Below are 24,830 nucleotides of genomic sequence, written 5' to 3'. Positions count from 1 at the left end.
CGCCGGAACCCGTAGAGTTACGGCATGCGGTGACCAACGGGCCTGCCTGCGAGGGTGATCCGTGGGCGGTACGGAACGTGGACCAGGGGGGCGGATGAGTACCGAGGCGCAGCGCGCTGCCGTCCCGCCCCGACCGACGACGCCACCACGTCCGGCTGCCCCGCCGGACGAACCGCAGCAGACGTCACGCGCCGGCCACGAGTCGGCTCCGGCCACCCCCGCAGCCGAGCGCACCGCGCCCGCCGCCCTCGTACCGGCGTCCCCTGCCGCAGCCCCCGCCTTCCCGCACACGCAGGGGCCGAGGCCGGTCACGACGCCTTCGCAGGAGCCCGGACCGGACCCGGTGGAGACGACCACCAGGCTCCGTGTCGTGCCATCGGCCCCCACCACCCCGCCCCGCCCCGGGACGCCGCCGCCCACGGCGACCCGGCGCCGGCCCGTCGGTGCGGTGGACCTCACCCCGCGGCCCGGCGCGACCCCGCCGTACCCCGGTGGCCACGTCCCGCAGGTCCACCCCCATCCGTACCCCCGGCCCGAGACGCCCGCCGAGACCACCACCCGGCTGCGCCCCGTCCGCACCCGCCACCCCGCACGGGCCGCGGCCGCGGCGGCCTGCGTCGTGCTCGGGCTCGGACTGATCGGCGGAGCGGTCACCGGGAGCTGGCTCACCAGCGACTCCTCAGCCGACGGCGACGCGCGCAACTCCTACGCCACGGCCCGCACCGCCTGGCACAACGTCCCCGTGGACACGCTGTTCCCCCGCACCCTCAAGGGGGACGGCGCGGGGCCCGGCGGCGCGGACCGGGTCTGGACCCGGATCGCCGTCGCCCCGGACGGCGGCTGCACGTCGGCCCTCGACCCGCTGCTGCTCAAGACGCTCCGCCCGGTCGGCTGCGAGCGGCTGCTGCGCGCCACGTACAGGGATGCCACCTTCAGCAGCGTCACCACGGTCGGAATGATCTTCACCGAGGGTGACACCGAGGCCATGAGAGCGCTGAGCACCAGATTCTCCGACCAGCATCTCGACGCGCGCACCGACCTGATGCCCCGTACCTATGCCGTCGAGGACAGCGTTGCCGCGGGGTTCGGCGACCGGCAGCGCGCCAGCTGGACCGTCCATGTGCTGACCGAGGTGCCGGTCGTGGTGTTCGCCGTCTCCGGGTTCGCGGACGGGCGTGCGGTGACCGACCCGCAGCCGGCCGAGAAGGCGCTGGCCGCGGACGCGACCACGGCCGCCGCGCAGGCCGGCCTCGGCCATGAGGCCAAGGGCATCGCCGACCGGATCGAGCGCGGGCTGCGCCGGACCGTCACCGACCTCTCGGAGAATCCGCAATGAGCAGCCCCCGACGCCGTCGTCGTGCCCTCGGCGCGCTCTGCGCCGCCACGGCGTTCACCCTGGTCCCGGCCGTCCCCGCCCATGCGGACACCATCCGGCCGCAGCAGTGGGGACTGCAGGCGCTCCACACCGACCGGGCCTGGCAGACCACCAAGGGCAAGGGCATCACCGTCGCCGTCGTCGACACCGGGGTCGACGACAGCCTCCCCGACCTCGCGGGCCAGGTGCTGCCGGGCAAGGACCTGATCGGCTTCGGCGCCGAGCCCGGTGACCGGGCCTGGGCCCGGCACGGCACCGCGATGGCAGGGATCATCGCCGGCCGCGGTCACGGCGTCGGCCGCGCCGACGGTGTGCTCGGTATCGCCCCCGAGGCGAAGATCCTCCCGGTCCGGGTGATCCTCGAAGCCTCCGACCCGTCCCGTGCCAAGGCCCGCGAGTCCCGAGGCACGGCCCTGGCCGACGGCATCCGCTGGGCCGCCGACCACGGAGCGGACGTCATCAACCTCTCCCTCGGCGACGACAGCGCGTCCGCGCACCCGGAGGGCGGTGAGGACGCCGCCATCCAGTACGCGCTGAGGAAGGGCGCCGTCGTCGTCGCATCGGCGGGCAACGGGGGCGAGAAGGGCGACCACATCTCGTACCCCGCCGCCTACCCGGGCGTGATAGCGGTCGCCGCCGTCGACCGCTACGGCACCCACGCGGCGTTCTCCACCCGCCACTGGTACGCCACCGTCAGCGCCCCCGGCGTCGACATAGTCGTCCCCGCCCCCGACCGCCACTACTACATCGAGTGGGGCACATCGGCCGCCTCCGCATTCGTCTCCGGGGCCGTCGCGCTGGTCCGTGCCGCCCATCCGGGGCTGTCGCCCGCCCAGGTGAAGAAGCTCCTCACGGACACCGCCCGCAGCTCCCCGGAGGGCGGCCGCGACGACTCGCGGGGGTACGGGATCGTCGATCCGGCCGCAGCGATCGACGCGGGCGGCAAGCTCCGGCCGGCCGGCCTGCGGGCGGAGTCGGCCGAGGCAGCCGGCTCCGTGAAGGCCGGTTACCGCAAGCGGTACTTCGGGCCGGGCCCCACCGCGCGGCACGAGGACGACGGCCCGGCAGGGTGGCTCGCCCCGGCCGCGGGCGGCCTCGGCGCCGTACTGCTGGCGCTGGCCGTGCTGCTGTGGCGCAGCAGGAACCCGTCCGCGCGCCGCTGAAGCGACCCGGGCCCGTCCCGGCGACCTCGGCCCCGGCTCCCGGCCACCCCTCCGGCCGGCCACCGCCCCGTGTGCCGGTTCATGACGCGTTCCATCGCGCCCGCTCCAGTACCCCCACGGCGGCCTTCGCGACCGACTCGACACGCGCGATCCCCGTGGCCATCGTCTGCTGACCCGTGGAGAGCACCGCCATCAGATACGTGTGCCCGTGGGCGGTCACCTGCCCGATGCTGTTGATGTCCCACAGCCCGGTGGCGCTGCGCGGCATCCACCCGTTCTTCAGCGCCCATCGGCTGCCCGCAGCGGACACCCCCCAGTGCTGACCGGCCGAGACGTTCCGCATCAGCCCCTGCAGATACGAACGGGAGTCCCCGGTCAGCTTCGAGTCCGCGCCGAACACGGTCCTCAGCAGCACCAGCTGATCCGCCGCCGTGGTCTGCGTCAGTCCCCACCGGGGCGCCGCGGTCGTCATGGTCAGGCCGAAGCGCCTGTTCGCCGCGTCGAGCCCGGCCGCCCCGCCGATCGTCTGCAGCAGTGCGGTCGCGGCGTCGTTGTCGCTGTGCTCGATCATGGTGACGGCACGGCTGCGTTCGAAGGCGGTGAGGTCCCGTCCGTGGTCCTGGGCCTGGAGCAGCAGCGCCGCGAGGATGTCGACCTTGACGATGCTCGCGGTGGCGTACGTCCGGTGCCCGTACACCGCACCGGGCCCGTCGACGGCGTCCAGCACGGCGACCGACACCCTGGACCCACCGGTGAGATCCCTGGACCCACCGGTGAGCGGCGACACCGCCGCGGCCAGCTCCGCATCCAGATCCACCTCGGGCTCCTCGCTCGGCACCGCCTGGGCGGGCGGGCCCGGAGCCGGCTCCGCCGCCGACGACACGGACGCGACGGGGCCGGGCCCCGGATCCGACACCCGGCCCACCAGATACATGCTGCCCGCGACGGAACCGGCCAGCACCAACACGGTCGTCACGGAAGCGGACAGTGCGGACGTACGCATCTTCGTACTTGTCTTCGAAATCGGCAGGGGTGGGGAACCGGACGCCACGAAACGCACCTGACAGCGGGCCGTGGTCACCTGAAGGCCTCGTCGGAAACCGCACCGACTACGCTCGCCCTGTGGCGCAGAAGAACATTCCGGACTCCGGTTACTCCGACGACGATGGCACGGCCGACCCCGTATTGACCGCGGCACTCGCCGCCTGGGCCGACGACCGTACGGCCATCGGCCCAGTGCTCGAAGCACTCAGAGGGGCCCGGCTCCTGGTCCCCGTCGTCGCCGTCCTCGGGGAAGTGGAGGAGGACGAGGAGAGCGGTCTGCGCCGGGAGAAGACCAGCGACATGGCCGTGCCCACCCTCCAGGCAGGCGACCGCCGCGCCCTGCCCGCCTTCACCTCGACCGCGTCCCTGGCCCGCTGGGACCCGCAGGCCCGCCCCGTCGCCGTCCCCCTGCACCAGGCGCTGCAGGCAGCCGCGCACGAGAAGGCGGACACCGTGGTGCTCGACCTGGCGGGCCCCGTCGCCTTCGAGCTGACCGGCTCCGCGCTGCTCGCCCTCGCCGAGGGCCGTACCAGCGCCGACCCGCTGGACGACCCGGCGGTCACCTCCGCGGTACGGGAGGCGATCGCCGCCGAGCCCGCAGTGGTCCGCGCCCATCTCGTGCCGGGTCGGTCCGGCGGCACCCTCGCCCTGGTCCTGGCGCCCGACGCGGTCCCGGCCGAGGCGGCCCACCGCGTCGCGCAGTCGCTGGCCGCCGACGAGGTGCTGCGCGCCCGGCTGGTGCGGGGCCTGGATCTGGCGCTGCTTCCGGCCGACGCGAACATGCCCGGTGAGCCGCTTTTCGCACGCTGATCTCCCGGCCGGCCCGCGTACGCCGTGAGCCCCCTGCCCGGCCGGGCAGGGGGCTCACGATCGTGGAAAGGGAAACGGACGGGCGGCGGGTGCTCAGCCGAAGACGGGACCGGTGTACTTCTCGCCGGGACCCTGACCCGGCTCGTCCGGCACGAGCGACGCCTCGCGGAACGCCAGCTGCAGCGACTTCAGACCGTCCCGCAGCGGCGCCGCGTGGAACGAGCTGATCTCGGTGGTGCTCGCGTCGAGCAGGCCGGCCAGCGCGTGGACCAGCTTGCGGGCCTCGTCGAGGTCCTTGTGCTTGTCGCCGTCCTCGGTCAGCCCGAGCTTCACGGCGGCGGCGCTCATCAGATTGACGGCGACCGTCACGATCACCTCGACCGCGGGGACCTCCGCGATGTCGCGGGCCATGTCGTCGAAGTCGGGGGTTTCACTGCTGGGGGTCGCGTCACTCATGCGCCATACGATAGGCGCATGCCCGTACGCCCCCGTCCGCGGGAGTACCGACGGCGGCTGTGACCCTGCGCACGGGTTCGCACCATCCCGGGGGAGCTGCTAACCTTGTGTAACGACCGGCTGGGCAGCTATGTGCCCGGCCCACAAGTGGAGGCTCCGATCTCCCACCTGGCCGTCCTGTAGGACGGCGGGTCACCGGTCAGGTGGCGCCCATCGTTCCGTACGGACGATGGAGCCGCCCGATGCGCCCCGCGGTTGACCGCGGCGGTGTTCCGGTTTGCCAGGAGCCCCGCCTGTGTCCCGTCCGGGGCATTTTTGATGCGCTGGTGCGGTTGGTCTCACGAAACAGACGTTGCGTGGCTGTCCGCCAGACGGCCGCGTGGTGCTACCGAGGAGGATCCATCAGCGCCGAGCCCCGCATCAACGACCGGATTCGCGTTCCCGAGGTGCGACTTGTCGGTCCCAGCGGCGAGCAGGTCGGGATTGTTCCGCTTGCCAAGGCCCTGGAACTCGCACAGGAGTACGACCTCGACCTGGTCGAGGTGGCGGCGACCGCCCGTCCGCCCGTGTGCAAGCTCATGGACTACGGGAAGTTCAAGTACGAGTCGGCCATGAAGGCCCGTGAGGCGCGCAAGAACCAGGCGCACACGGTCATCAAGGAGATGAAGCTCCGGCCGAAGATCGACCCGCACGACTATGACACCAAGAAGGGTCACGTCGTCCGGTTCCTCAAGCAGGGCGACAAGGTCAAGATCACGATCATGTTCCGTGGTCGTGAGCAGTCCCGCCCCGAACTTGGCTTCCGACTGCTTCAGCGTCTCGCTTCGGATGTCGAGGAGCTCGGCTTCATCGAGTCGAACCCGAAGCAGGACGGCCGGAACATGATCATGGTTCTGGGCCCGCACAAGAAGAAGACCGAAGCCATGGCCGAGGCCCGTGAGGCCCAGGCCGCCCGCAAGGCGGGGCGTCAGGGTTCCACCCCCGACGCCGAGGCTGCCGAGGCTCCCGCCGAGGCGCAGCCCGAGGCTCCGGGCGAAACACCTTCCGAGGCGTGACCTCAGGGGGCGCCATCCAGGCGGCCCCGGGTCCCCTCGGGATCCCCACCAAGATCTGACGCCCCTGCTGTCCGGTGCCCGCACCGAGAGGGGCGCCACTGACGAGGAGAGAACGGCGCGATGCCGAAGAACAAGACGCACAGCGGTGCCAGCAAGCGCTTCAAGATCACCGGCTCCGGCAAGGTGCTCCGTGAGAAGGCCGGCAAGCGCCACCTGCTCGAGCACAAGTCGTCCAAGAAGACCCGCTCGCTGACCGGCACGGTCGTCGTGGCTCCGGCCGACGCCAAGAAGATCAAGAAGCTTCTCGGCAAGTGAGGCCCGGCCCCCGGTGAATCCGGGGGCGCGACCTCTGTCACACCGGGACCAATTCGTTTCCGGGCTGGGTGAGTCGATATCGTGAACACCAGCCCCGCTACAAGGAGTTAACAAGTGGCACGCGTCAAGCGGGCAGTCAACGCCCACAAGAAGCGCCGGGCAATCCTCGAGGCCGCCAGCGGTTACCGCGGTCAGCGCTCGCGCCTGTACCGCAAGGCCAAGGAGCAGGTCACCCACTCCCTGGTCTACAACTACAACGACCGCAAGAAGCGCAAGGGCGACTTCCGTCAGCTGTGGATCCAGCGCATCAACGCCGCTGCCCGCCAGAACGGCATGACGTACAACCGCCTCATCCAGGGTCTGAAGGCCGCCAACGTCGAGGTGGACCGCAAGATCCTGGCCGAGCTCGCGGTCAACGACGCCAACGCGTTCGCCGCCCTCGTCGAGGTTGCCCAGAAGGCCCTCCCGAGCGACGTCAACGCCCCGAAGGCCGCCTGATCCAGGGCACACTTCTTGGTTTTGAGCCGGACCCGCAGGCGCTCGTCGTCTGCGGGTCCGGTGCGTTGCACGACGTGCTCCGTATCTCCGCCCCGATCCGTACCTCCGCACGCAGAGAGGCCCGCCGCCGACCATGGGCACCCCCGAACTGATCTCCCCGCGATCGCCGCGCGTCGCCGCCGCCCGACGGCTGGCCAGGCGCAACTTCCGCGGCAAGGAGCGACGGTTCATCGCCGAGGGGCCACAGGCCGTGCGCGAGGCCGCCGAACACCGCGGCACCGACGGTGAGCCGACCCTGCTGGAGCTCTTCGCCACCGTCGAGGCGGCCGAGAGGTACGCCGACATCATCGCCGCCGCCCACACCGCCGGCGCCCGGGTGCACCTCGCCGACGGCGACACGCTCGCCGATGTGTCGCAGACCGTCACCCCTCAGGGGCTGATCGGCGTCTGCCGGTTCCTCGACACGCCGTTCGAGGCCATCGTCGCCGCGAAGCCCAAGCTGGTCGCCGTCCTCGCCCACGTACGCGACCCCGGGAACGCCGGTACGGTGCTGCGCTGCGCCGACGCCGCGGGCGCCGACGCCGTCGTCCTCACCGACGCCTCCGTGGACCTGTACAACCCCAAGTCCGTGCGTGCGTCGGTCGGTTCGCTCTTCCATCTGCCGGTCGCCGTCGGCGTCCCCGTCGAACAGGCCGTCCAAGGGCTGCGGGACGCGGGCGTGCGGATCCTCGCCGCCGACGGCGCGGGTGACGACGACCTCGACGACGAGCTCGACGCGGGCACCATGGGCGGGCCGACCGCCTGGGTCTTCGGCAACGAGGCCTGGGGGCTGCCGGAGGAGACCCGGGCGCTCGCCGACGCCGTCGTACGCGTACCGATTCACGGCAAGGCCGAGAGCCTCAACCTCGCCACCGCCGCGGCCGTCTGCCTGTACGCCTCCGCGCGCGCCCAGCGTCCCCGTCGTACCACCGGCTGACCGGCCCCGTACCCCGCCCCCCGGCGCATCGCAGCAGTGCGCCCCCACAGGGTGTCGCTCCGTCACCGACGACTAGTAGGGTGACGAACTCGGGGCCCACTGCACCGGTGCGAGAGGTGGGGTTACGGGAATATGGCTGTCGGCACGAGCGGGCCGCGCGAGACGCACGTCGACCGCGCGCACAGCACCGCGGCCGCCACCGCTGACGCGGACACGGCCGCAGCCGTCGATCCGGACGACCTGCCCGACGGCCTCGTCATCGCCGACGAGTCGGGCCGGGTCATCTGCTTCAACGCCGCCGCCACCCGGATCACCGCCGTCCCCCGGGCTGCCGCACTGGGCCGCCCGCTCGACCACGCACTGCCGCTGGAGGACCTGAAGGGCCGCCGCTGGTGGGCCCTGACCGATCCGTACGGCGGTCTCGCCACCCGGGTCGGCCAGCCCGAGCGCAACCTGCTGCTCCCCGGCGGCCGCGAGGTCCTGGTCTCCGCCCGGTACGTACGCGAGCGTCCCACCGGACCCGTGCGCCGGCTCGTGATCAGCCTGCGCGGCACCGAGGCCCGCCGCCGCACCGAGCGCAGTCACGCCGAACTGATCGCGACCGTCGCCCATGAACTGCGCTCCCCGCTGACGTCCGTCAAGGGCTTCACTGCGACGCTGCTCGCCAAATGGGAACGGTTCACGGACGACCAGAAGAGGCTGATGCTGGAGACGGTCGACGCCGACGCCCACCGTGTCACCCGGCTCATCGCCGAGTTGCTCGACATCTCCCGGATCGACTCCGGACGACTGGAGCTGCGCCGCCAGCCGGTCGACCTCTCCGCCGCCGTCGAACGCCACATCCAGGCCCTCATCGCGGCCGGCCAGGCCCCCGACCGCTTCCTCGTCCGCACCCGGCAGCCGCTGCCCGCCGTATGGGCCGACCCGGACAAGGTCGACCAGGTGCTGGGCAACCTGCTGGAAAACGCGGTGCGCCACGGCGAGGGAACCGTCACCATTGAGGTCGCACCCGCGACCAGCGACGAGAAGGGAACGGCCGTCACCGTGAGCGACGAGGGCCCCGGTATCCCCGAGGAGTCGATGGGCCGCGTCTTCACCCGTTTCTGGCGCGGGAGCAAGCGGGGCGGGACGGGTCTGGGCCTCTACATCGTCAAGGGCATCGTGGAGGCGCACGGCGGCACGATCACGGTCGGCCGCGGGCCCGGCGGCGGCGCCGAGTTCCGATTTATTTTGCCCGTGGGGGCGCCGGCCTACCTGGCCTGAGCCGCCCGCGGGCTTCTTCCACCCTCAGCGACCTTTAGACTCGACCTTTGGCACCTCTGTGTCCTCCAGTCGTCGAGCGGGGCCACGGGGGTCCGGGGTATCCCCCGGTAAGAGCAGTATCAGCCAATCGGAAGCACGGGAAGAGATGTCGGCACCGAACAAGTCGTACGACCCAGTCGAGGTCGAGGCACTGAAACCGGAAGAGATCGAGCGCATGCGGGACGAGGCGTTCGCCGCCTTCGCCGCCGCGGGTGACCTCGACGCGCTCGCCCAGGCGAAGACTGCGCACACCGGTGGAACCTCGCCGCTGTCGCTCGCCAACCGGGAGATCGGCGCACTGCCCCCGCAGGCCAAGGCCGAGGCGGGCAAGCGCGTGGGCCAGGCCCGCGGCGCCGTGAGCAAGGCCCTCGCCGCCCGTCAGACGGAGCTGGAGGCCGAGCGGGACGCCCGTGTGCTGGTCGAGGAGGCGGTGGACGTCACGCTGCCGTACGACCGCACCCCGGCCGGCGCCCGCCACCCGCTGACGACCATCATGGAGCGCGTCGCGGACGTCTTCGTGGCCATGGGCTACGAGGTCGCCGAGGGCCCCGAGGTCGAGGCGGAGTGGTTCAACTTCGACGCACTGAACTTCGTGCCCGACCACCCGGCCCGGCAGATGCAGGACACCTTCTTCGTCCAGGGCACCACGCCCGACGGGAAGCCGACCACGGGCGACGAGTCCGGCATCGTGCTGCGTACGCACACCTCGCCGGTCCAGGCCCGCACCCTGCTCGACCGCGAGCCGCCCGTCTACGTCGTCTGCCCCGGGCGGGTCTACCGCACCGACGAGCTCGACGCGACGCACACCCCGGTCTTCCACCAGATCGAGCTGCTGGCCGTCGACGAGGGCCTCACCATGGCGGACCTCAAGGGCACCCTCGACCACATGGTCCAGGCGCTCTTCGGCCCGGAGATGAAGACCCGGCTGCGGCCGAACTTCTTCCCGTTCACCGAGCCGTCCGCCGAGATGGACATGGTCTGCTACGTCTGCCGCGGCACCTCCGTCGGCAACCCGGACCGCCCCTGCCGCACTTGCGGCAGCGAGGGCTGGATCGAGCTCGGCGGCTGCGGCATGGTCAACCCCAAGGTGCTCATCGCCTGCGGCGTCGACCCCCAGAAGTACAGCGGATTCGCCTTCGGGTTCGGCATCGAACGGATGCTGATGTTCCGCCACAACGTCGAAGACATGCGAGACATGGTCGAGGGTGACGTCCGGTTCACCCGGCCGTTCGGGATGGAGATCTGATGCGCGTCCCGCTTTCCTGGCTGCGGGAGTACGTCGACCTACCGGCGACGGAGACCGGCCGTGACGTACAGGCCAAGCTCGTCGCCGTCGGCCTCGAGGTCGAGACCGTCGAGCAGATCGGCGCCGGACTCAAGGGTCCCCTGGTCGTCGGACAGGTACTGACCATCGAGGAGCTGGAGGGCTTCAAGAAGCCCATCCGCTTCTGCACCGTCGACGTCGGCTCCGCCAACGGCACCGGTGAGCCGCAGGAGATCGTCTGCGGAGCCCGTAACTTCGCCGTCGGCGACAAGGTCGTCGTGGTCCTCCCCGGCGCCGTGCTGCCCGGCGACTTCGCGATCGCCGCACGCAAGACGTACGGCCGCACCTCGCACGGCATGATCTGCTCCACCGACGAACTCGGCATGGGCGACGACGGCACGCACGGCATCATCGTGCTGGCTCCGGAGCACGAGGTCGGCACCGACGCGATCGAGCTGCTCCAGCTCGTCGACGAGGTACTCGACATCGCGGTCACCCCCGACCGCGGCTACTGCCTCTCCATGCGCGGCGTCGCCCGCGAGACCGCCATCGCGTACGGGCTGCCGCTGCGCGACCCGGCCCTCCTCGACGTGCCCGCGCCGAACGCGTTCGGCTACCCGGTGAAGGTGGCCGACCCGATCGGCTGCGACCGGTTCACCGCGCGCACCGTCGTCGGCCTGGACCCCGAGGCGCGTTCCCCGATCTGGATGCAGCGCAGGCTGCAGAAGGCCGGGATGCGCCCGATCTCGCTCACCGTCGACATCACCAACTACGTGATGCTGGAGCTCGGTCAGCCGCTGCACGCCTACGACCGCACCCGTGTCGACGGGCCGATCGGGGTGCGCCGCGCCCAGCAGGGCGAGAAGCTCACCACGCTCGACGGCACGGTCCGCGTCCTGGACGCCGAGGACCTGGTCATCACCGACAACCGCGGGCCGATCGGTCTCGCGGGTGTCATGGGCGGCGCCAACACGGAGATCGCAGACGCCCAGAACGGTGAGAACACCAGCACCGAGGTCGTCATCGAGGCCGCGCACTTCGACGCGATCTCGATCGCCCGGACCGCGCGCCGTCACAAGCTGTCCTCCGAGGCGTCCAAGCGCTTCGAGCGCGGCGCGGACCCGGAGGCCGCGGCCGCCGCCGCGCAGCGCACCGTCGACCTGCTGGTGCTCCTCGCGGGCGGTACCGCCGAGGCCGGTGTCACCGAGGTCGCGGTTCCGTCCGCGCCCCGCACCATCGCGATGCCCGCGGACCACCCCGACCGGGTGGCCGGGGTCGTGTACGGCCGCGAGACCGTCGTACGCCGCCTGCAGGAGGTCGGCTGCGACGCCTACGGGCAGGACGAGCTGCTCGTCACAGTGCCGTCCTGGCGGCCCGACCTGAGCGAGCCGAACGACCTCGCCGAAGAGGTCATCCGGCTGGAGGGCTACGAGAACCTTCCGTCGACGCTGCCGACGCCGCCGTCCGGGCGCGGGCTCACCGACCGCCAGCGGCTGCACCGCAGGGTCGGCCGGGCGCTCGCCGGAGCCGGCTACGTCGAGGCGCTGAACTACCCGTTCATCGGGGACGCCGTCCTCGACCAGCTCGGGTTCGACGCCGACGACGCCCGCCGCCGTACGGTCAAGCTCGTCAACCCGCTCTCCGACGAGGAGCCGGCGCTGCGCACCACGCTGCTGCCGGGCCTCCTCGGCGCGCTGCGGCGCAACGACGGCCGCGGCAGCCACGACCTGGCTCTCTTCGAGACCGGTCTCGTCTTCAGGCCGACGGGCGACGAGACCCAGGCCGTGCGCCTGCCCGTCGAGCACCGGCCCAGCGACGAGCAGATCGCCGAACTGAACGCCGCGCTGCCGCGGCAGCCGCGCCGTGCCGCGGTCGTCCTCGCGGGCGCCCGTGAGCAGGCCGGCTGGTGGGGCAAGGGCCGTCCGGTGGACTGGGCGGACTCCATCGAGGCCGCCCGTGCCATCGCCCGCGAGGCGGGTGTCGAGCTCACCGTCCGCAACGACCAGCACGCGCCGTGGCACCCCGGCCGCTGCGCCGCACTGTTCGTCACGGCGAACGACGCGGAGGCCCTCGTCGGGCACGCAGGTGAGCTGCACCCGCGCGTCATCAAGGAGCTCCATCTGCCGGAGCGGACCTGCGCCATGGAGATCGACCTCGACCTCCTGGAGCAGGCCGTCGACGGTGCGCTCCAGGCGCCGCGGATCTCCACCTTCCCGGTGGCGACCCAGGACGTCGCGCTCGTCGTCGCGCAGGACGTGCCGGCCGCCGAGGTGGAGCACGCGCTGCGTGCGGGTGCGGGTGAACTCCTCGAATCGCTGCGGCTGTTCGACGTCTTCACCGGTGAGCAGATCGGCGAGGGCAGGAAGTCGCTGGCGTACGCGCTGCGGTTCCGGGCGCCGGACCGCACGCTGACCGTCGACGAGGCCACGGCCGCCCGCGATGCGGCGGTCGCCCTGGCCGCCGAGCGGACCGGCGCGGTGCTGCGCGGAGCGTAGCGGCCGGCCGCGACGCCGTCGGGCCGCGCGGTGTCCTCGGCCGGGCGGGTCCGGGACAGGTCCGTCCGGTGGCCCGGGACGGACCGGGCGCAGAAGTGAGGAGGGGGCGTATCCGGATACCGGGTACGCCCCCTCCTTCTGTGCTCGCCGAACGGCGGCGGGACCGCACGCGGGCCCCGGTCCGGCCCGGGGGAACCCGGTTCCGGTACGGTCCCGCAGCCACCCTCCGATCAGTGGGCAGTGGGTCGTGCGATCCGGCGCCGTCCGTACTGCCACGGAGTGTCGGGCAGGTCGGCAGTGTTGAACGGCGCGGGTGCGGGTCGTCGACTGTACGAGGGGGAGCAGACGACCCGGCCGCCTCTTGCGAGGCGACTGATTCAACCGATCCGCGGCCCGGCGCAACAGCGTGCGCAGCGGGACGGTTCGGGCATTCCGTTCACACCCCGTGTGAAACGTGCTCCACTGGGGCGACACGTCACGAGGCGTGTCCGGCGGAGGAGGGGCAATGGAGCCCAACATTCTGCTTGAGGCCCTGATCGACGAGGCGGGTGTCTCCCGTGCGGGTCTCGCCGCGCACGTCAACCGGGCCGGGCGCGCCCGAGGGCTGTCCCTGCGGTACGAACACACCGCCGTGGCACGCTGGCTGAGGGGCCAGCGCCCGCGCGGCCGGGTGCCCGACCTGATCTGCGAGGTGCTCGGCAACCGGCTCCACCGGCCCGTTTCGCTCGACGACATCGGCATGGCGTCCCCCGGCGCCGGCGTGCCCGTACCGGGCTGCACGCTCACCGGATTCGTCGAACGGGCCACCGCGCTGTGGCGCTCGGACGAGCAGCAGCGCCCGCCCGTACACGCTGCAGCGGCCGTCACGGGCACGTCGGCGGTGATGCCCGTGTGGGAGTGGGAGAACCCGCCGGAGGACGCCGATGTCTCCCGTGACGGTACGACCCGGGTCTCGATGGCCGACATCGTCATGCTGCGTGCGGCCCGTTCCCACTACGAACTGATGTACCGCAGGGCCGGCGGCGTCGCGACCCGTTCCCGCATCGTCGGCTTCCTCAACGCGGAGACCGCCCCGCTGCTGCGCGGTGGCTACAGCGACGCGCTGGGCCGCCGGCTGCACCGGGCGACGAGCGGGCTGGTGGCCGTGGCGGGCATCTGCACCTACGACTCCGACGCGCACGGTCTCGCCCAGCGTTACTTCCACCAGGCGCTGCGGCTGGCCAAGGCGAGCGGGGACCGGGGACTCGGCGCGTATGTGATCGCCCTGCTGGTCAACCAGTCGCTGTTCCTCGGCGAGTACCGGCAGTCCGTCGCGTTCGCGGAGGCGGCGCTGCGGGCCGCCGGGCGCGACCTCACCCCCGCGCTGGCCGCCGACCTGTACGCGATGCAGGCCAAGGCGTACGCGCATCTCGGCGACGGCTCCAGCGCCATGGAACGCATCCGGTGCGCCGAGTCCGAGGCCGGCCGCATCCGCCCGGGGCACGAGCCGGACGAGACGGGGTACGTCGAGCCGGGCCTGATCAATGTGCAGGTGGCGGAGGCCTTGCTGCGCCTCGGTGATCTGCCCGGTGCGCGGGAGCACGCCGCCGTGGCGGTACGCACCCCGGCGCACGACCGGGGGCGCGTGCACCGGCTGGCCATGCTGACCCATATCGAGCTCCGGCAGGGGGAGGCGGACCGGGCGGCCGGTACGGCGACGGAGATGGCGCAACGGGCCGGAGGCATGGAGTCGCAGCGGCTGCGGGACCGGTTGCGGGCGGTGCGCGAGGACCTGGTCGCGAGCGGCTGTGCCGACGCGGGGCGGGCCGCCGAACTCATCGACGGGGCGCTGCGCGTCCCGCTCTGATGTTCCCCTCCGGGTTCGCTCCTGCTGCGATGTCGTCACCAACGTGTCGGAAGGTGGCAGAACTGTGCAGTGGACGAATCTGAACGAACAAACGGTGTATGAAAACCGCTGGTTCCGGGTCAATCTGGCCGATGTCGCACTTCCCGACGGCCGTCATCTGGACCACTACCTCGTGCGGCTGCGCCCCGTTGCCGCGGCAACCGTCGTCAACGAGGCCAACGAGGTGCTGCTGCTGTGGCGGCACCGGTTCATCACGGACAGCTGGGGCTGGGAACTCGCCGCGGGCGTCGTCGAGGACGGTGAGGACATCGCTGCCGCGGCCGCGCGGGAGATGGAGGAGGAGACCGGCTGGCGCCCCGGGCCGCTGCAGCCGCTGCTGACCGTGGAGCCGTCGAACGGCCTCACCGACGCCCGGCACCACCTCTACTGGGCGCAGGAGGCCAGCTGGACCGGCCCTCCCCAGGACGCCTTCGAGTCGTCGCGGCGTGAATGGATACCGCTCAAGCTGGTGCCCGACATGATCGTCCGGGGCGAGATCCCGGCCGCCAACATGGTGGCCGGGCTGATGATGCTCCATCACTTACGGCTCGGCTGAGGCCTGGTCGACGGCCTCGGCCTCGCGCGCACCACGCAGGCGGGGCCGGCCGGGGATGTCCCGGCCGGCCCCGCATGGGCTCGATCGGCGGTCAGGCGTACGGGTAGAAGCCCGAGCCCGTCTTGCGGCCGAGCCGGCCCGCGTCCACCATCCTCTGGAGCAGCGGGGGAGCGGCGTACAGCGGCTCCTTGAACTCGGCGTACATCGAGTCGGCGACCGAGGCCACGGTGTCCAGACCGATCAGGTCCGCGAGCTTCAGCGGGCCCATCGGGTGGGCGCAGCCGAGCTCCATGCCGTTGTCGATGTCCTCGCGGCTGGCGATACCCGACTCGAACATCCGGATCGCGGACAGCAGATACGGGATCAGCAGCGCGTTGACGACGAAGCCGGAGCGGTCCTGGGCGCGGATCGGGTGCTTGCCGAGCACGTCCTGCACCAGGGTCTCGGCGCGCTTCACCGTGTCGTCCGACGTGGTCAGCGCGGGGATCAGCTCGACGAGCTTCTGCACCGGGGCCGGGTTGAAGAAGTGGATGCCGATGACCTGATCCGGGCGGGAGGTTGCGACGGCCAGCTTCACCAGCGGGATGGAGGAGGTGTTGGAGGCGAGGATCGCGTCCCGCCGGGTCACCACCTGGTCGAGAACCTGGAAGATCTCGGTCTTGACCTGCTCGTTCTCCACGACGGCCTCGATGACGAGATCGCGGTCCGCGAACTCGCCGAGGTCGGTGGTGAAGCTGAGGCGGCCGAGCGTCTCGTCGCGCTCCGCCTCAGTGATCTTGCCGCGTTCGGCGGCTTTGGAGAGGGAGTTGTGGAGCCGGGTGCGACCGATCTCCAGGGCCTCGCCGGTGGTCTCGGCCACCTTGACCTCGAGGCCGCTGCGGGCGCACACCTCCGCGATGCCCGCGCCCATCTGGCCGCAGCCCACCACTCCGACGCGTGCAATGTCGGCCATAGAGTCCGTCACCTCGTGCCTTTCGCTGATCTCCGTTCGGCAGGTCCCGTCTGATTCCGGGCCTCGCCTCGACCCCCCGACGTTACTCCGCAAACTGCTGGTCATGACGGGCCGGGGCGGGCATGCTCTGCGTGACGCCCGACACCAGGGTGATGGATGAGCACATAGAGACGGCAGGTGCTTGGAAAATGCGGCAATTGGCCCGAAGAGGCTTTGTGGCGGGAGCGGCCGGAGTGGTCGCCGGAGTAGTGGCCGGAGTCACTGCAGCGGGGGACGCCGTCGCGGCCCCGCTCCAGGGGTCCGGCCGGCACGCTGCTCCGTCCCGGCACGACGCCCATGACCGTCGTGTCGCGCGGCGCGAGCTGCGGGGCATGTGGGTCGCCACCGTCGCCAACGTCGACTGGCCCTCGGTCCCCGGCCTCTCGGCGGCGGAACAGCAGGCGGAGCTGATCGCGTATCTCGACGCGGCGGTCGAGCGGCGGCTGAACGCGGTGATCTTCCAGGTGCGGCCGACCGCGGATGCACTGTGGCCCTCACCGTACGAGCCGTGGGCCCAGTACCTCACCGGTGTACAGGGCCAGGACCCCGGCTGGGACCCGCTGGGCACCGCCGTCCGCGAGGCGCACCGCCGCGGCCTGGAACTGCACGCGTGGTTCAACCCGTACCGGGTCGCCAACCACACCGACCTGTCCAGGCTGGTACCCACCCACCCCGCACGCCTGCACCCCGAATGGGTCCTGCCGTACGGCGGGAAGCTCTACTACAACCCGGGTCTGCCCGAGGTCCGCCGATTCGTCCAGGACGCCATGCTCGACGCGGTCCGCCGCTACGACATCGACGCCGTCCACTGGGACGACTACTTCTACCCCTACCCGGTCGCCGGACAGGTCTTCGACGACGACGCCACGTACGCGCAGTACGGCGCGGGCTTCCCGGACAAGGCCGCCTGGCGCCGGGACAACACCGACAAACTGGTGCGCGAGATGGCCGCGCGGATCAAGGACATCAAGAAGAACGTCCAGTTCGGGATCAGCCCGTTCGGCGTCTGGCGCAACGCCGCGACCGACCCGCTCGGCTCGGACACCACAGCCGGCGTGCAGACCTACGACAATCTGCACGCGGACACCCGCGGCTGGGTCAAGAAGGGCTGGATCGACTACATCTGCCCGCAGATCTACTGGAACATCGGCTTCACCGCCGCCGACTACGCGAAGCTGCTCCCCTGGTGGGACGACGTCGTACGGGGCACGGGCGTCGATCTCTTCATCGGTGAGGCGCTCTACAAGGCGGGCGACCCGGCCCAGCCCGCCGCCTGGCAGGACCCGGCGGAACTCTCCCGCCATATCGACTTCGCAGCCGCCTACGACCAGGTACGCGGCCACGTCTACTTCTCCGGCAAGGATGTCGTGACCGACCGGATCGGTGCGATGCAGCACGTGGTCACCGACCACTACCGCAACAGGGTGCGCCCGCCTCGCTGACCCGGGGGCCGGAGGGGGCGCACCGTGCGGTGACGCGGTCGGGGCGAGTCCGCCCGGAGGCCCTACAGGGGCTCCGGGCGCCGGTGCCGGACCTCGGTGTGCTGGACGACGGCGTCGGGGCCTGGTGAAACCAGGTGTTCGTGTCCGTCGTCGGAGCGGACGCGGTACGGGGGAGCGCCCCCGTCACCGAGCACTTCGACGATCTCTGCGACCCTGTCGTGCTGTCCCACGGTCCTGCCGTGCGTCAGCAGCCGGTCGCCCGGGTGTGCCTCCATCGGGAGTGACCTCCTCACGGGTGGCGGTCCTTGTCGACAAGTCTATGACCCGATGTGCTCGCGCACCGGCCGGACTGCTCAGGCCCCCGCCCGCTGGGTGGCCGCGATGCAGACGAGGACGGCAAGTGCCGCCACCGGCGCGGCCGCCGAGACCTTTTCGCCGAGCAGCAGGAACGACCACACCAGGGTCAGCAGCGGCTGTGCGAGCTGAAGCTGACTGGCCCGCGGAACGCCGATCTCCGCCATGCCGCGGTACCAGACGTACAGGCCGACGAAGGCCGACCCCGCGGCCACCCAGACCAGTCCGATGATCCCGTGCGCGGTCGGCCGTACCGGCTCGAAGCAGAGCGCGACCGCCGTGCCCGCCACCATCGGCGGCGCCGCGAGGATCAGTGCCCAGCCGATCACCTGCCAGCCCGGCATCGCCCGGGCCAGCCTGCCGCCCTCCGTGTACCCCGCCGCGCACACCAGCAGCGCGCCGAACAGATACAGATCGCTGACCGAGAGCGCCCCGCCGCTCTGCTGCACGGTGAAGGCGATGACCACGGCCGCCCCGGCCAGCGCCGCGATCCAGAAGCGGCGCGGCGGGCGCGTCCCGGTCCGCAACGACGAGAACACCGCCGTGGTCAGGGGCAGCAGCCCCACCACGACGGCTGCGTGCGACGACGTGGAGGTCTGCAGGGCCAGTGACGTCAGCAGCGGAAAACCCACCACCACGCCGCCCGCGACGACCACGAGCCCGCTCCAGTGGCGGCGGTCCGGTACCGGGACCCGTCCCGCGAGCAGCACGCCGCCCGCGATCAGCGCGGCGAGCAGGCTGCGCAGGGTCACCAGCGACCAGGGGCCGAAGCTCTCCAGCCCCCAGACAGTGGACGGGAACGTCAGTGAGAAGGCGACGACGCCGAGCCCGGCGAGAAGAGTGCCGCTGCGTCCCGCCTTGGGGGCAACCGCTATCGACGCGGAGTGGGTAGCGCTATCCTGTGCTGTCATGCAAGAGCGTAGCAGCGTTGCCGCATTGGCTCATTCTCTCCGTAGCGAGCTGAACCGCTACTCAGTGGGAGAGAAGCTGCCATCCAGTCGGGCCCTGGTGGAGCGCTTCCGGGTCAGCCCCGTGACCGTCTCCCGGGCCATCGCGCAGCTCGCAGCCGAAGGGCTCGTCGTCACCCGTCCCGGCTCCGGCGCCTTCCGGGCGCAGCCCCGTACCGATGTGCCCCCGCCCGGAGACACCTCCTGGCAGGAGGTCTCCCTCAGCGGCGACGGCGGCCCCGAGGTCGTGCCCCGCACCGTCGACGCCTCCGGTGTCCTGGTCACGCTTGCCGCGCCGCCCCCTGGCGTCATCGAACTGAACGGCGGCTATCTCCACCCCTCGCTCCAGCCCGAACGGGCCCTCGCCGCCGCTCTCGCCCGGGCCGGCCGGCGCCCCGGAGCCTGGGACCGGCCCCCCACCGACGGGCTCACCGAGCTGCGCGCCTGGTTCGCCCGCGAGATCGGGCCCTCACTCACCGCCGCCGACGTACTCATCACCGCGGGCGGCCAGAGCGCCCTGGCCACGGCCCTGCGCGCGCTCGCCCCGCCCGGCGCACCCGTTCTCGTCGAATCGCCCACCTACCCGGGCATGCTGGCCGCCGCCCGCGCCACCGGACTGCGCCCGGTGCCGGTACCGGTCGACGCCGACGGGGTGCGGCCCGAACTGCTCGCAGCAGCCTTCCGGGTCACCGGCGCCCGCGTCTTCGTCTGCCAGCCGCTCTTCCAGAACCCGACCGGCGCGGTCCTCGCCCCGGACCGGCGCAGGGCGGTCGTCCGGATCGCCCGCGAGGCGGGGGCGTTCGTCGTCGAGGACGACTTCGCCCGCCGCCTCGTGCACGACGACGCGGGCCCGCTGCCCGCACCCCTCGCCGCCGACGACCCCGACGGCGTCGTCGTGCACGTCTGCTCGCTGACCAAGGTCACCTCGCCCAGCCTCCGGGTGGGGGCGCTGGCCGCCCGCGGCCCGGTGCTGGAACGGCTGCGGGCCATCCAGGTCGTCGACAGCTTCTTCGTCCCGCGCCCGCTCCAGGAAGCCGCGCTCGAACTGGTCGGCTCCCCGGCCTGGGGTCACCATCTGCGGTCCGTGTCGACGGAGTTGAAGAACCGGCGCACCGCCATGACGGCCGCGCTACGGCTGCAACTCCCCGATTTCTCGCTCCCGTTCGTCCCCCCGGGCGGCGGCAGCCTCTGGCTGCGGCTGCCGGACGCCGAAACCGGTCCGGACGAAGCGGCGCTCGTCTCGGCGGCCCTGCGCGCGGGCGTCGCGATCGCGCCAGGCCGCCCCTACTACTGCGCCGAACCCCCGGCCGCGCAGGTGCGGTTGAGCTTCGCCGCGGTCGCCGGAGCGGGCGAGATCGCCGAGGGCGTAAGGCGGCTGCGCATCGCCTGCGACGAACTCTTCGCCGCCCCCGGGACCGCACCACCTGCCCTCCGGGCATGACGGACATGCGCCGGCAGCGGTAAGAGATCTCGTCCGATCCGGCCCGGCCGGACCCGGCCCGGATCCACCCCTGGCTCTCCACCGACGCCCACCGGGCCCTCGGCCGTACCCGCGACGAGCAGGACGTTTGCCCTCTCCGGATCGCTCACTTCGACCCGTCCGGCGTCACGTCGGGCGCGCGGTCGGCTGCGCCGGGTGGTGACGGACCATGTCACCTCCGCCTGGCGCAGCGATGTGCACGTCGACCGGTCGGCCCGCGGCCTCGGTCTCGGCACCCGACCCGCCGCCGTGCGCGACCACCTCGCCCCGACCGGCATCCGCAGACTCATGCTCGCCGACGACGACGCCCACGGCGTCCACGAGAGCGTCGGCTTCAAGCCGCTGAGGAACCCCGAGACCTGCGGCTCGACGCCCTCGGATCCGTCCGACCCGGCGCCCTCTTGACCTGGGCGGCGTTTCAGCTCCACGATCTCCGCCATGAGTGTTCGAGTCTCGCTCGTCGCCGCGGCGCGCAGCTCCTCTTTGCTCGCCGAGCGCTTCGACGACGACCGGCCGCTCGACCAGGCCGGCTGGCACGAGGTGCAGCTCGCCGCGCAGGCCCTGGTGCCCCTGGGCGCCGCCGAACTGCGCTACTGCTCACCGACGCCACGCAGCCGCGCCACCGGGGAGGCGCTCGGCTACGCCCCGATGGCTCAGCCGGCCCTGCGCGACTGCGACATGGGCCGCTGGCGCGGCTTGACCCTGTCCGACGTGGCGGCGCGCGAACCGGCCGCGGTGGACGCCTGGCTCGCCGATCCGCGCTCCGCACCGCATGGCGGCGAACCGCTGCTCGCGTTCATCGCACGGATAGGGGGCTGGCTGGACACCCGCCCCGCCCAGGAGGGGTCGATCGTCGCCGTCGCCGAACCGGCCGTCGTCCGGGCCGCGCTGGTCTACGCGCTGAAGGCGCCGCCGTCGACGTACTGGAACGTCGACGTCCGCCCGCTCTCCACGGTCACCCTCACCGGCCTTCCGGGCCGCTGGAGCCTGCGCCTCGAAGCGGGCGCCCGCTGATGTGATGAACCGGCCCCGAGAGGTGCGCGACGTCTTCCCGCCTGTCCGACCAGTCGGTATGTTGCCCGTCATTGATCCCGCACCACCCGGCATGCCCGGACGAGGGAGGCCATCGTGCCGCAGATCCACGGCCACTGCGACGACCGATTCTCAGGCGTGCGCGCCGCATTCGAAGCGAATTTCCGCGAGCGTGACGAACTCGGTGCCGCCGTCACCGTCCTGGTCGACGGGGAACCCGTGGCCGACCTCTGGGGCGGCTGGGCGGACGGCGCCCGCACCCGCCCCTGGGAGCGCGAGACCGTGGTCAACGTCTGGTCCACGAGCAAGGGCCCGACCGCACTGTGCGCCCACATCCTCGCCGACCGGGGACTGCTCGACTTCGACGCCCCCGTCGCCGCGTACTGGCCGGAGTTCGCCGCGGCCGGCAAGGAAGCCGTTCTCGTGCGCCACCTGCTCTCGCACCGTTCGGGCGTGGCCGGACTGCGCGAGCCGCACAGCCTGGCCGACCTGTACGACTGGGACTTGACCACGGCCCGGCTGGCGGCCACCGAGCCCTGGTGGGAGCCCGGCACCCGGTCCGGCTACCACGCGCTCTCGTACGGCTTCCTGGTCGGCGAGGTCGTCCGCCGGATCACCGGCCTGCTGCCGGGTGAGTTCCTCCGTCAGGAGGTCACCGGACCGCTCGGCATCGACTTCACCATCGGCCTGCCGGAGAAGGAGGCGGACCGTGTCGCGGAACTCGTCGTCCCGAAGTCCGCCGCGGGCGCCCAGCTGGAGCTGTTCGCCCGGATGGAGCCGGTGGCCATCGCCTCGCTGCTCAACCCGCCCAGCGGCGCGGCCGCCGCCAACACGCCCGAGTGGCGGGCCGCCGAGATTCCCGCGGCCAACGGCCACGGCACCGCCCGCGCCATCGCCGCGCTGTACGGGATCTTCGCTGGACGGGGCATGTTCGGGGACCGGCGGATCCTCTCCGAGGAGGCCGCCGAGCGGGCCAGGGAGGGTCAGGGGAGCTGTCGGGACCTGGTCCTCGGCATCGGCTTCGACCACGACACCGAGATCGCGCTCGGACTGTGGCTGAGCGGCCCGCAGGGTTCGTACGGTCCCAACCCGCGCGCCTTCGGCCACGACGGCGCCGGCGGCTCCTGCGGCCTCGCCGACCCGGAGTCGGGCGTCTCCCTGGGGTACGTCATGAACCGGATGGGCCCGCGGATCGCCGACGACCCGCGCAAGATGGCGCTGATCGAGGCGGTGTACGACGCACTCTGACCCGTCGCCGGAACGGTTTCCCGGCGCTCACCGGCCGCGGCGCGGCCGGGACGCCGGGCATCCGCCATCGGGAGGCGTGCGCCGCGGCGGACCCCTCTGTGTCCGTGTGTGTTCCTCTTTGTTCGTCCGGGATACGGCTCAGGCGAGCTCCGTGGCCTCGTCCTGCAGTCCGGCCCTGATCTGCTCCCGCGATTCCTGGTCATCCGCATGACCGTGCACCGACACAGCCAGATCGCTGGTGGCGCGGACCACTTCCTCCGGCTCGCCGGAGAGGGCAAGGGTGCATTTCGTCTCGCTCGGGAACTCCCGGGAGTCGGCAACCTTCCGCATGAGGCACCTCCTTGCTCCCCTCCACTCTATTGCGGCGGGTCACGCGGGGGAGGGGAGCGCGGAAGCGGCTCTGCGCGCGGTGGGAAGGCCGGGGAGGGTCATTCCCCCTTGTGCGCGGCGACGGCGAGTGTGACGGCATCGAGGAGGGCGGTCTCCGCGGTCGCCTTGTCGAGGCCCAGCCCGCTCAGCACGCCGGTGCCGTCCTCGTGCTCCAGCAGGGCGAGCAGGATGTGCTCCGTGCCGATGTAGTTGTGCCCCATCCGCAGCGCCTCCCGGAACGTCAGCTCCAGCACCTTGCGCGACCCGGCGTCGTACGGGATGAGCTCCGGGACCTCGTGTACGGCGGGCGGCAGTGAGTCGGTCGCGGCCTGCCGCACGGAGTCCAGCGGGATGCCCTGGGCCTTGATGAACGCCGCGGCGAGTCCTTCCGGCTCGCTGAGCAGCCCCAGCGCCAGGTGCTCGGGCCGGATCTCGTCGTTGCCCGCGGCGCGGGCCTCGTTCTGCGCGGCCATCACGACGTTCCGCGCCCGCGGGGTGAAGCGGCTGAACCCCTGGCTGGGGTCGAGATCCGACGGTTCGCCCGGGTCCTTGGCGACGAAGCGCTTCTGGGCCGCCTGCCGGGTGACGCCCATGCTCTTGCCGATGTCCGTCCAGGAGGCTCCTGAGCGCCGGGCCTGATCGACGAAGTGGCCGATCAGGTGGTCGGCCACGTCACCGAGGTGGTCGGCGGCGATGACCGCGTCCGAGAGCTGCTCGAGCGCGTCGGAATGAACCTTCTTGATGGCCTCGATCAAATCGTCGAGCCGGACCGGATTGGTCATGCGTACGGGATTCGTCATGCGTCAACCTTAGGTTGACAGTCCAGCGGTGTCAACCTTCAGTTGACACTTGAAGGGAAAGTGGATGCCGCGACGCACAGAGCGCGCCGGGCCGGCGGAAAGCCGGTCCGACGCGCTCGGATGCGGGTCGCAATGCGGGGGAGCGGGTGTCGCGTCCGGAGGGGGCCCGGAGCCATGGCGGCGATCCCGGCCAGGCGCCTCAGGCGCGCCCGCGAGTCCCTCGTACGGTCAGAGGACGCCGCAGTCGGCGATGGTGATCTTCGCCCGGGTCTTGCCGCTCTGCGAGCCGTAGCTCTCGATCTTCTTGACCAGGTCCATGCTCTCCTGGCCGTCGACCTCGCCGAAGACGACGTGCTTGCCGTCCAGCCACGACGTCACGACCGTCGTGATGAAGAACTGGGAGCCGTTGGAGTTCGGGCCCGCGTTCGCCATCGAGAGCAGACCGGGCTTGTTGTGCGTGAGCTTGAAGTTCTCGTCGGCGAACTTCTCGCCGTAGATGCTCTTGCCGCCCCGGCCGTCGCCACTGGTGAAGTCGCCGCCCTGGAGCATGAAGTCCGGGATGACGCGGTGGAAGGACGAGCCCTTGTAGCCGAAGCCCTTCTCGCCGGTCGCCAGCGCGCGGAAGTTCTCCGTCGTCTTCGGGACCACGTCGTCGAACAGGTTGAAGGTGATCCGCCCGGAGGGCTCGTCATTGATGGTGATGTCGAAAAAAACCTTGGTCGTCATGGTTCCATCCTGACATCCGGCCTGTCGGCCACCACCAGACGGGGTGGCCCGAGAGCCCGTTCGCCCTGGTGGCGCCGGGGTGCCCCGGCGTGGCGGCCGGTGCGCCGGGAGCCGCGAGGCGGGAGCGTGCGGGCTGAAGGCCACGGCGGCGGATCGAGGCCGTGCATGGCGTGTCGGTGCTGTCGCGCAACATGCCCGGCGAGTGCGTGGACCGTGATCCGTGCCGAGGGGCCGGGCGGCGTCGTGA

25 protein-coding genes are annotated in these 24,830 nt (G+C 71.8%); 17 read left to right on the top strand and 8 right to left on the bottom strand.

Annotated elements, in window-relative coordinates; all coding sequences use genetic code 11:
- Nucleotides 1–448 precede the first annotated feature (448 nt).
- Entirely contained in the window at nt 449–1,336 is an 888-nt protein-coding gene (locus LRD69_RS04375) for a hypothetical protein (protein ID WP_277329619.1), read from the top strand.
- Nucleotides 1,333–2,538: a type VII secretion-associated serine protease mycosin gene (mycP, locus tag LRD69_RS04370; protein WP_277325220.1), complete on the top strand. Its 1,206-nt coding sequence runs from the start codon at nt 1,333–1,335 to the stop codon at nt 2,536–2,538. The genes LRD69_RS04375 and mycP overlap by 4 nt, the downstream gene beginning before the upstream one ends.
- A gap of 79 nt (nt 2,539–2,617) precedes the next feature.
- Here mycP and LRD69_RS04365 read toward each other — a convergent pair whose 3' ends face one another.
- The gene (locus LRD69_RS04365; RefSeq protein WP_346771896.1) at nt 2,618–3,514 is read right to left on the bottom strand and encodes a serine hydrolase; all 897 of its coding nucleotides are present in this window, start codon (nt 3,512–3,514) and stop codon (nt 2,618–2,620) included.
- A 146-nt stretch (nt 3,515–3,660) separates the two neighbouring features.
- On the opposite strand from LRD69_RS04365, the gene LRD69_RS04360 reads away from it, so the two are divergent.
- On the top strand, nt 3,661–4,392 hold the full coding sequence (locus LRD69_RS04360; protein WP_277325218.1) for an SseB family protein: 732 nt from the start codon (nt 3,661–3,663) through the stop codon (nt 4,390–4,392).
- 93 nt (nt 4,393–4,485) lie between these two features.
- Here LRD69_RS04360 and LRD69_RS04355 read toward each other — a convergent pair whose 3' ends face one another.
- A complete protein-coding gene (locus LRD69_RS04355) occupies nt 4,486–4,848 on the bottom strand; it encodes a DUF1844 domain-containing protein (RefSeq protein WP_277325217.1) in 363 nt (120 codons plus the stop codon).
- 356 nt (nt 4,849–5,204) lie between these two features.
- Here LRD69_RS04355 and infC point away from each other — a divergent pair, with 356 nt between their 5' ends.
- From infC to LRD69_RS04310, 9 genes are all read left to right on the top strand, one after another.
- On the top strand, nt 5,205–5,903 hold the full coding sequence (gene infC, locus LRD69_RS04350; protein WP_277325216.1) for a translation initiation factor IF-3: 699 nt from the start codon (nt 5,205–5,207) through the stop codon (nt 5,901–5,903).
- A 120-nt stretch (nt 5,904–6,023) separates the two neighbouring features.
- On the top strand, nt 6,024–6,218 hold the full coding sequence (gene rpmI / locus LRD69_RS04345) for a 50S ribosomal protein L35 (RefSeq protein WP_030918579.1): 195 nt from the start codon (nt 6,024–6,026) through the stop codon (nt 6,216–6,218).
- 114 nt (nt 6,219–6,332) lie between these two features.
- Nucleotides 6,333–6,716 (top strand): 50S ribosomal protein L20, encoded by a 384-nt coding sequence (gene rplT / locus LRD69_RS04340; RefSeq protein ID WP_277325215.1) that lies wholly within the window; start codon nt 6,333–6,335, stop codon nt 6,714–6,716.
- A 133-nt stretch (nt 6,717–6,849) separates the two neighbouring features.
- Entirely contained in the window at nt 6,850–7,692 is an 843-nt protein-coding gene (locus LRD69_RS04335; protein WP_277325214.1) for an RNA methyltransferase, read from the top strand.
- Between the two features lie 132 nt (nt 7,693–7,824).
- On the top strand, nt 7,825–8,955 hold the full coding sequence (locus LRD69_RS04330) for an ATP-binding protein (RefSeq protein ID WP_277325213.1): 1,131 nt from the start codon (nt 7,825–7,827) through the stop codon (nt 8,953–8,955).
- Nucleotides 8,956–9,100: 145 nt separating this feature from the next.
- Nucleotides 9,101–10,240: a phenylalanine--tRNA ligase subunit alpha gene (gene pheS / locus LRD69_RS04325; RefSeq protein WP_277325212.1), complete on the top strand. Its 1,140-nt coding sequence runs from the start codon at nt 9,101–9,103 to the stop codon at nt 10,238–10,240.
- The gene (pheT, locus tag LRD69_RS04320) at nt 10,240–12,753 is read left to right on the top strand and encodes a phenylalanine--tRNA ligase subunit beta (RefSeq protein WP_277325211.1); all 2,514 of its coding nucleotides are present in this window, start codon (nt 10,240–10,242) and stop codon (nt 12,751–12,753) included. The genes pheS and pheT overlap by 1 nt, the downstream gene beginning before the upstream one ends.
- Before the next feature lie 505 nt (nt 12,754–13,258).
- Nucleotides 13,259–14,599, top strand: a complete 1,341-nt coding sequence (locus LRD69_RS04315; protein WP_277325210.1) for a transcriptional regulator — start codon at nt 13,259–13,261, stop codon at nt 14,597–14,599.
- Nucleotides 14,600–14,663: 64 nt separating this feature from the next.
- Entirely contained in the window at nt 14,664–15,194 is a 531-nt protein-coding gene (locus LRD69_RS04310; RefSeq protein ID WP_277325209.1) for an NUDIX domain-containing protein, read from the top strand.
- Between the two features lie 91 nt (nt 15,195–15,285).
- Here the strand turns inward: LRD69_RS04310 and LRD69_RS04305 are convergent, their stop codons facing one another.
- Entirely contained in the window at nt 15,286–16,146 is an 861-nt protein-coding gene (locus tag LRD69_RS04305; protein WP_277325208.1) for a 3-hydroxybutyryl-CoA dehydrogenase, read from the bottom strand.
- A gap of 188 nt (nt 16,147–16,334) precedes the next feature.
- Between LRD69_RS04305 and LRD69_RS04300 the strand changes: the two genes are divergently transcribed.
- Nucleotides 16,335–17,627, top strand: a complete 1,293-nt coding sequence (locus LRD69_RS04300) for a family 10 glycosylhydrolase (protein WP_277325207.1) — start codon at nt 16,335–16,337, stop codon at nt 17,625–17,627.
- Between the two features lie 62 nt (nt 17,628–17,689).
- On the opposite strand, the gene LRD69_RS04295 is transcribed toward LRD69_RS04300, so the two are convergent.
- Together LRD69_RS04295 and LRD69_RS04290 are read right to left on the bottom strand one after the other, a co-directional pair.
- Nucleotides 17,690–17,902: a DUF1918 domain-containing protein gene (locus LRD69_RS04295; protein ID WP_277325206.1), complete on the bottom strand. Its 213-nt coding sequence runs from the start codon at nt 17,900–17,902 to the stop codon at nt 17,690–17,692.
- Between the two features lie 78 nt (nt 17,903–17,980).
- Nucleotides 17,981–18,892, bottom strand: a complete 912-nt coding sequence (locus LRD69_RS04290; RefSeq protein ID WP_277325205.1) for a DMT family transporter — start codon at nt 18,890–18,892, stop codon at nt 17,981–17,983.
- On the opposite strand from LRD69_RS04290, the gene LRD69_RS04285 reads away from it, so the two are divergent.
- From LRD69_RS04285 to LRD69_RS04270, 4 genes are all read left to right on the top strand, one after another.
- Nucleotides 18,891–20,369, top strand: a complete 1,479-nt coding sequence (locus LRD69_RS04285) for a PLP-dependent aminotransferase family protein (protein ID WP_277325204.1) — start codon at nt 18,891–18,893, stop codon at nt 20,367–20,369. The two genes, LRD69_RS04290 and LRD69_RS04285, sit on opposite strands and share 2 nt — an antisense overlap.
- Before the next feature lie 195 nt (nt 20,370–20,564).
- A complete protein-coding gene (locus tag LRD69_RS31025; RefSeq protein ID WP_346771895.1) occupies nt 20,565–20,813 on the top strand; it encodes a hypothetical protein in 249 nt (82 codons plus the stop codon).
- A gap of 33 nt (nt 20,814–20,846) precedes the next feature.
- Nucleotides 20,847–21,422: a histidine phosphatase family protein gene (locus LRD69_RS04275; protein WP_277325203.1), complete on the top strand. Its 576-nt coding sequence runs from the start codon at nt 20,847–20,849 to the stop codon at nt 21,420–21,422.
- Between the two features lie 114 nt (nt 21,423–21,536).
- Nucleotides 21,537–22,688, top strand: coding sequence for a serine hydrolase domain-containing protein (locus tag LRD69_RS04270; RefSeq protein ID WP_277325202.1), 1,152 nt, complete (start codon nt 21,537–21,539; stop codon nt 22,686–22,688).
- 138 nt (nt 22,689–22,826) lie between these two features.
- Here LRD69_RS04270 and LRD69_RS04265 read toward each other — a convergent pair whose 3' ends face one another.
- The 3 genes from LRD69_RS04265 to LRD69_RS04255 all read right to left on the bottom strand — a co-directional run bounded on the left by LRD69_RS04265 (nt 22,827) and on the right by LRD69_RS04255 (nt 24,583).
- Nucleotides 22,827–23,018 (bottom strand): DUF1059 domain-containing protein, encoded by a 192-nt coding sequence (locus LRD69_RS04265; protein WP_277325201.1) that lies wholly within the window; start codon nt 23,016–23,018, stop codon nt 22,827–22,829.
- Nucleotides 23,019–23,116: 98 nt separating this feature from the next.
- A complete protein-coding gene (locus LRD69_RS04260; protein ID WP_277325200.1) occupies nt 23,117–23,857 on the bottom strand; it encodes a Clp protease N-terminal domain-containing protein in 741 nt (246 codons plus the stop codon).
- A 228-nt stretch (nt 23,858–24,085) separates the two neighbouring features.
- Nucleotides 24,086–24,583, bottom strand: coding sequence for a peptidylprolyl isomerase (locus tag LRD69_RS04255; protein ID WP_277325199.1), 498 nt, complete (start codon nt 24,581–24,583; stop codon nt 24,086–24,088).
- Nucleotides 24,584–24,830 lie beyond the last annotated feature (247 nt).

It is taken from the genome of Streptomyces sp. JH14 (assembly GCF_029428675.1).
Taxonomy (GTDB): Bacteria; Actinomycetota; Actinomycetes; order Streptomycetales; family Streptomycetaceae; genus Streptomyces.
The sequence above is the reverse complement of the archived record's forward strand: the minus strand, read 5'-3'. Positions and strand labels throughout refer to the sequence as shown.

What these genes read in the sequence shown, in the direction of transcription:
- LRD69_RS04260 (WP_277325200.1), bottom strand. Translation starts at nt 23,857, where the DNA reads ATGACGAATCCCGTACGCATGACCAATCCGGTCCGGCTCGACGATTTG.
- LRD69_RS04305 (WP_277325208.1), bottom strand. Translation starts at nt 16,146, where the DNA reads ATGGCCGACATTGCACGCGTCGGAGTGGTGGGCTGCGGCCAGATGGGC.
- LRD69_RS04335 (WP_277325214.1), top strand. Translation starts at nt 6,850, where the DNA reads ATGGGCACCCCCGAACTGATCTCCCCGCGATCGCCGCGCGTCGCCGCC.
- LRD69_RS04265 (WP_277325201.1), bottom strand. Translation starts at nt 23,018, where the DNA reads ATGCGGAAGGTTGCCGACTCCCGGGAGTTCCCGAGCGAGACGAAATGC.
- LRD69_RS04330 (WP_277325213.1), top strand. Translation starts at nt 7,825, where the DNA reads ATGGCTGTCGGCACGAGCGGGCCGCGCGAGACGCACGTCGACCGCGCG.
- LRD69_RS04355 (WP_277325217.1), bottom strand. Translation starts at nt 4,848, where the DNA reads ATGAGTGACGCGACCCCCAGCAGTGAAACCCCCGACTTCGACGACATG.
- mycP (WP_277325220.1), top strand. Translation starts at nt 1,333, where the DNA reads ATGAGCAGCCCCCGACGCCGTCGTCGTGCCCTCGGCGCGCTCTGCGCC.
- LRD69_RS04290 (WP_277325205.1), bottom strand. Translation starts at nt 18,892, where the DNA reads ATGACAGCACAGGATAGCGCTACCCACTCCGCGTCGATAGCGGTTGCC.
- rpmI (WP_030918579.1), top strand. Translation starts at nt 6,024, where the DNA reads ATGCCGAAGAACAAGACGCACAGCGGTGCCAGCAAGCGCTTCAAGATC.
- LRD69_RS04295 (WP_277325206.1), bottom strand. Translation starts at nt 17,902, where the DNA reads ATGGAGGCACACCCGGGCGACCGGCTGCTGACGCACGGCAGGACCGTG.
- LRD69_RS04315 (WP_277325210.1), top strand. Translation starts at nt 13,259, where the DNA reads ATGGAGCCCAACATTCTGCTTGAGGCCCTGATCGACGAGGCGGGTGTC.
- LRD69_RS04300 (WP_277325207.1), top strand. Translation starts at nt 16,335, where the DNA reads ATGCGGCAATTGGCCCGAAGAGGCTTTGTGGCGGGAGCGGCCGGAGTG.
- pheT (WP_277325211.1), top strand. Translation starts at nt 10,240, where the DNA reads ATGCGCGTCCCGCTTTCCTGGCTGCGGGAGTACGTCGACCTACCGGCG.
- LRD69_RS04285 (WP_277325204.1), top strand. Translation starts at nt 18,891, where the DNA reads ATGCAAGAGCGTAGCAGCGTTGCCGCATTGGCTCATTCTCTCCGTAGC.
- pheS (WP_277325212.1), top strand. Translation starts at nt 9,101, where the DNA reads ATGTCGGCACCGAACAAGTCGTACGACCCAGTCGAGGTCGAGGCACTG.
- LRD69_RS04275 (WP_277325203.1), top strand. Translation starts at nt 20,847, where the DNA reads ATGAGTGTTCGAGTCTCGCTCGTCGCCGCGGCGCGCAGCTCCTCTTTG.
- LRD69_RS04255 (WP_277325199.1), bottom strand. Translation starts at nt 24,583, where the DNA reads ATGACGACCAAGGTTTTTTTCGACATCACCATCAATGACGAGCCCTCC.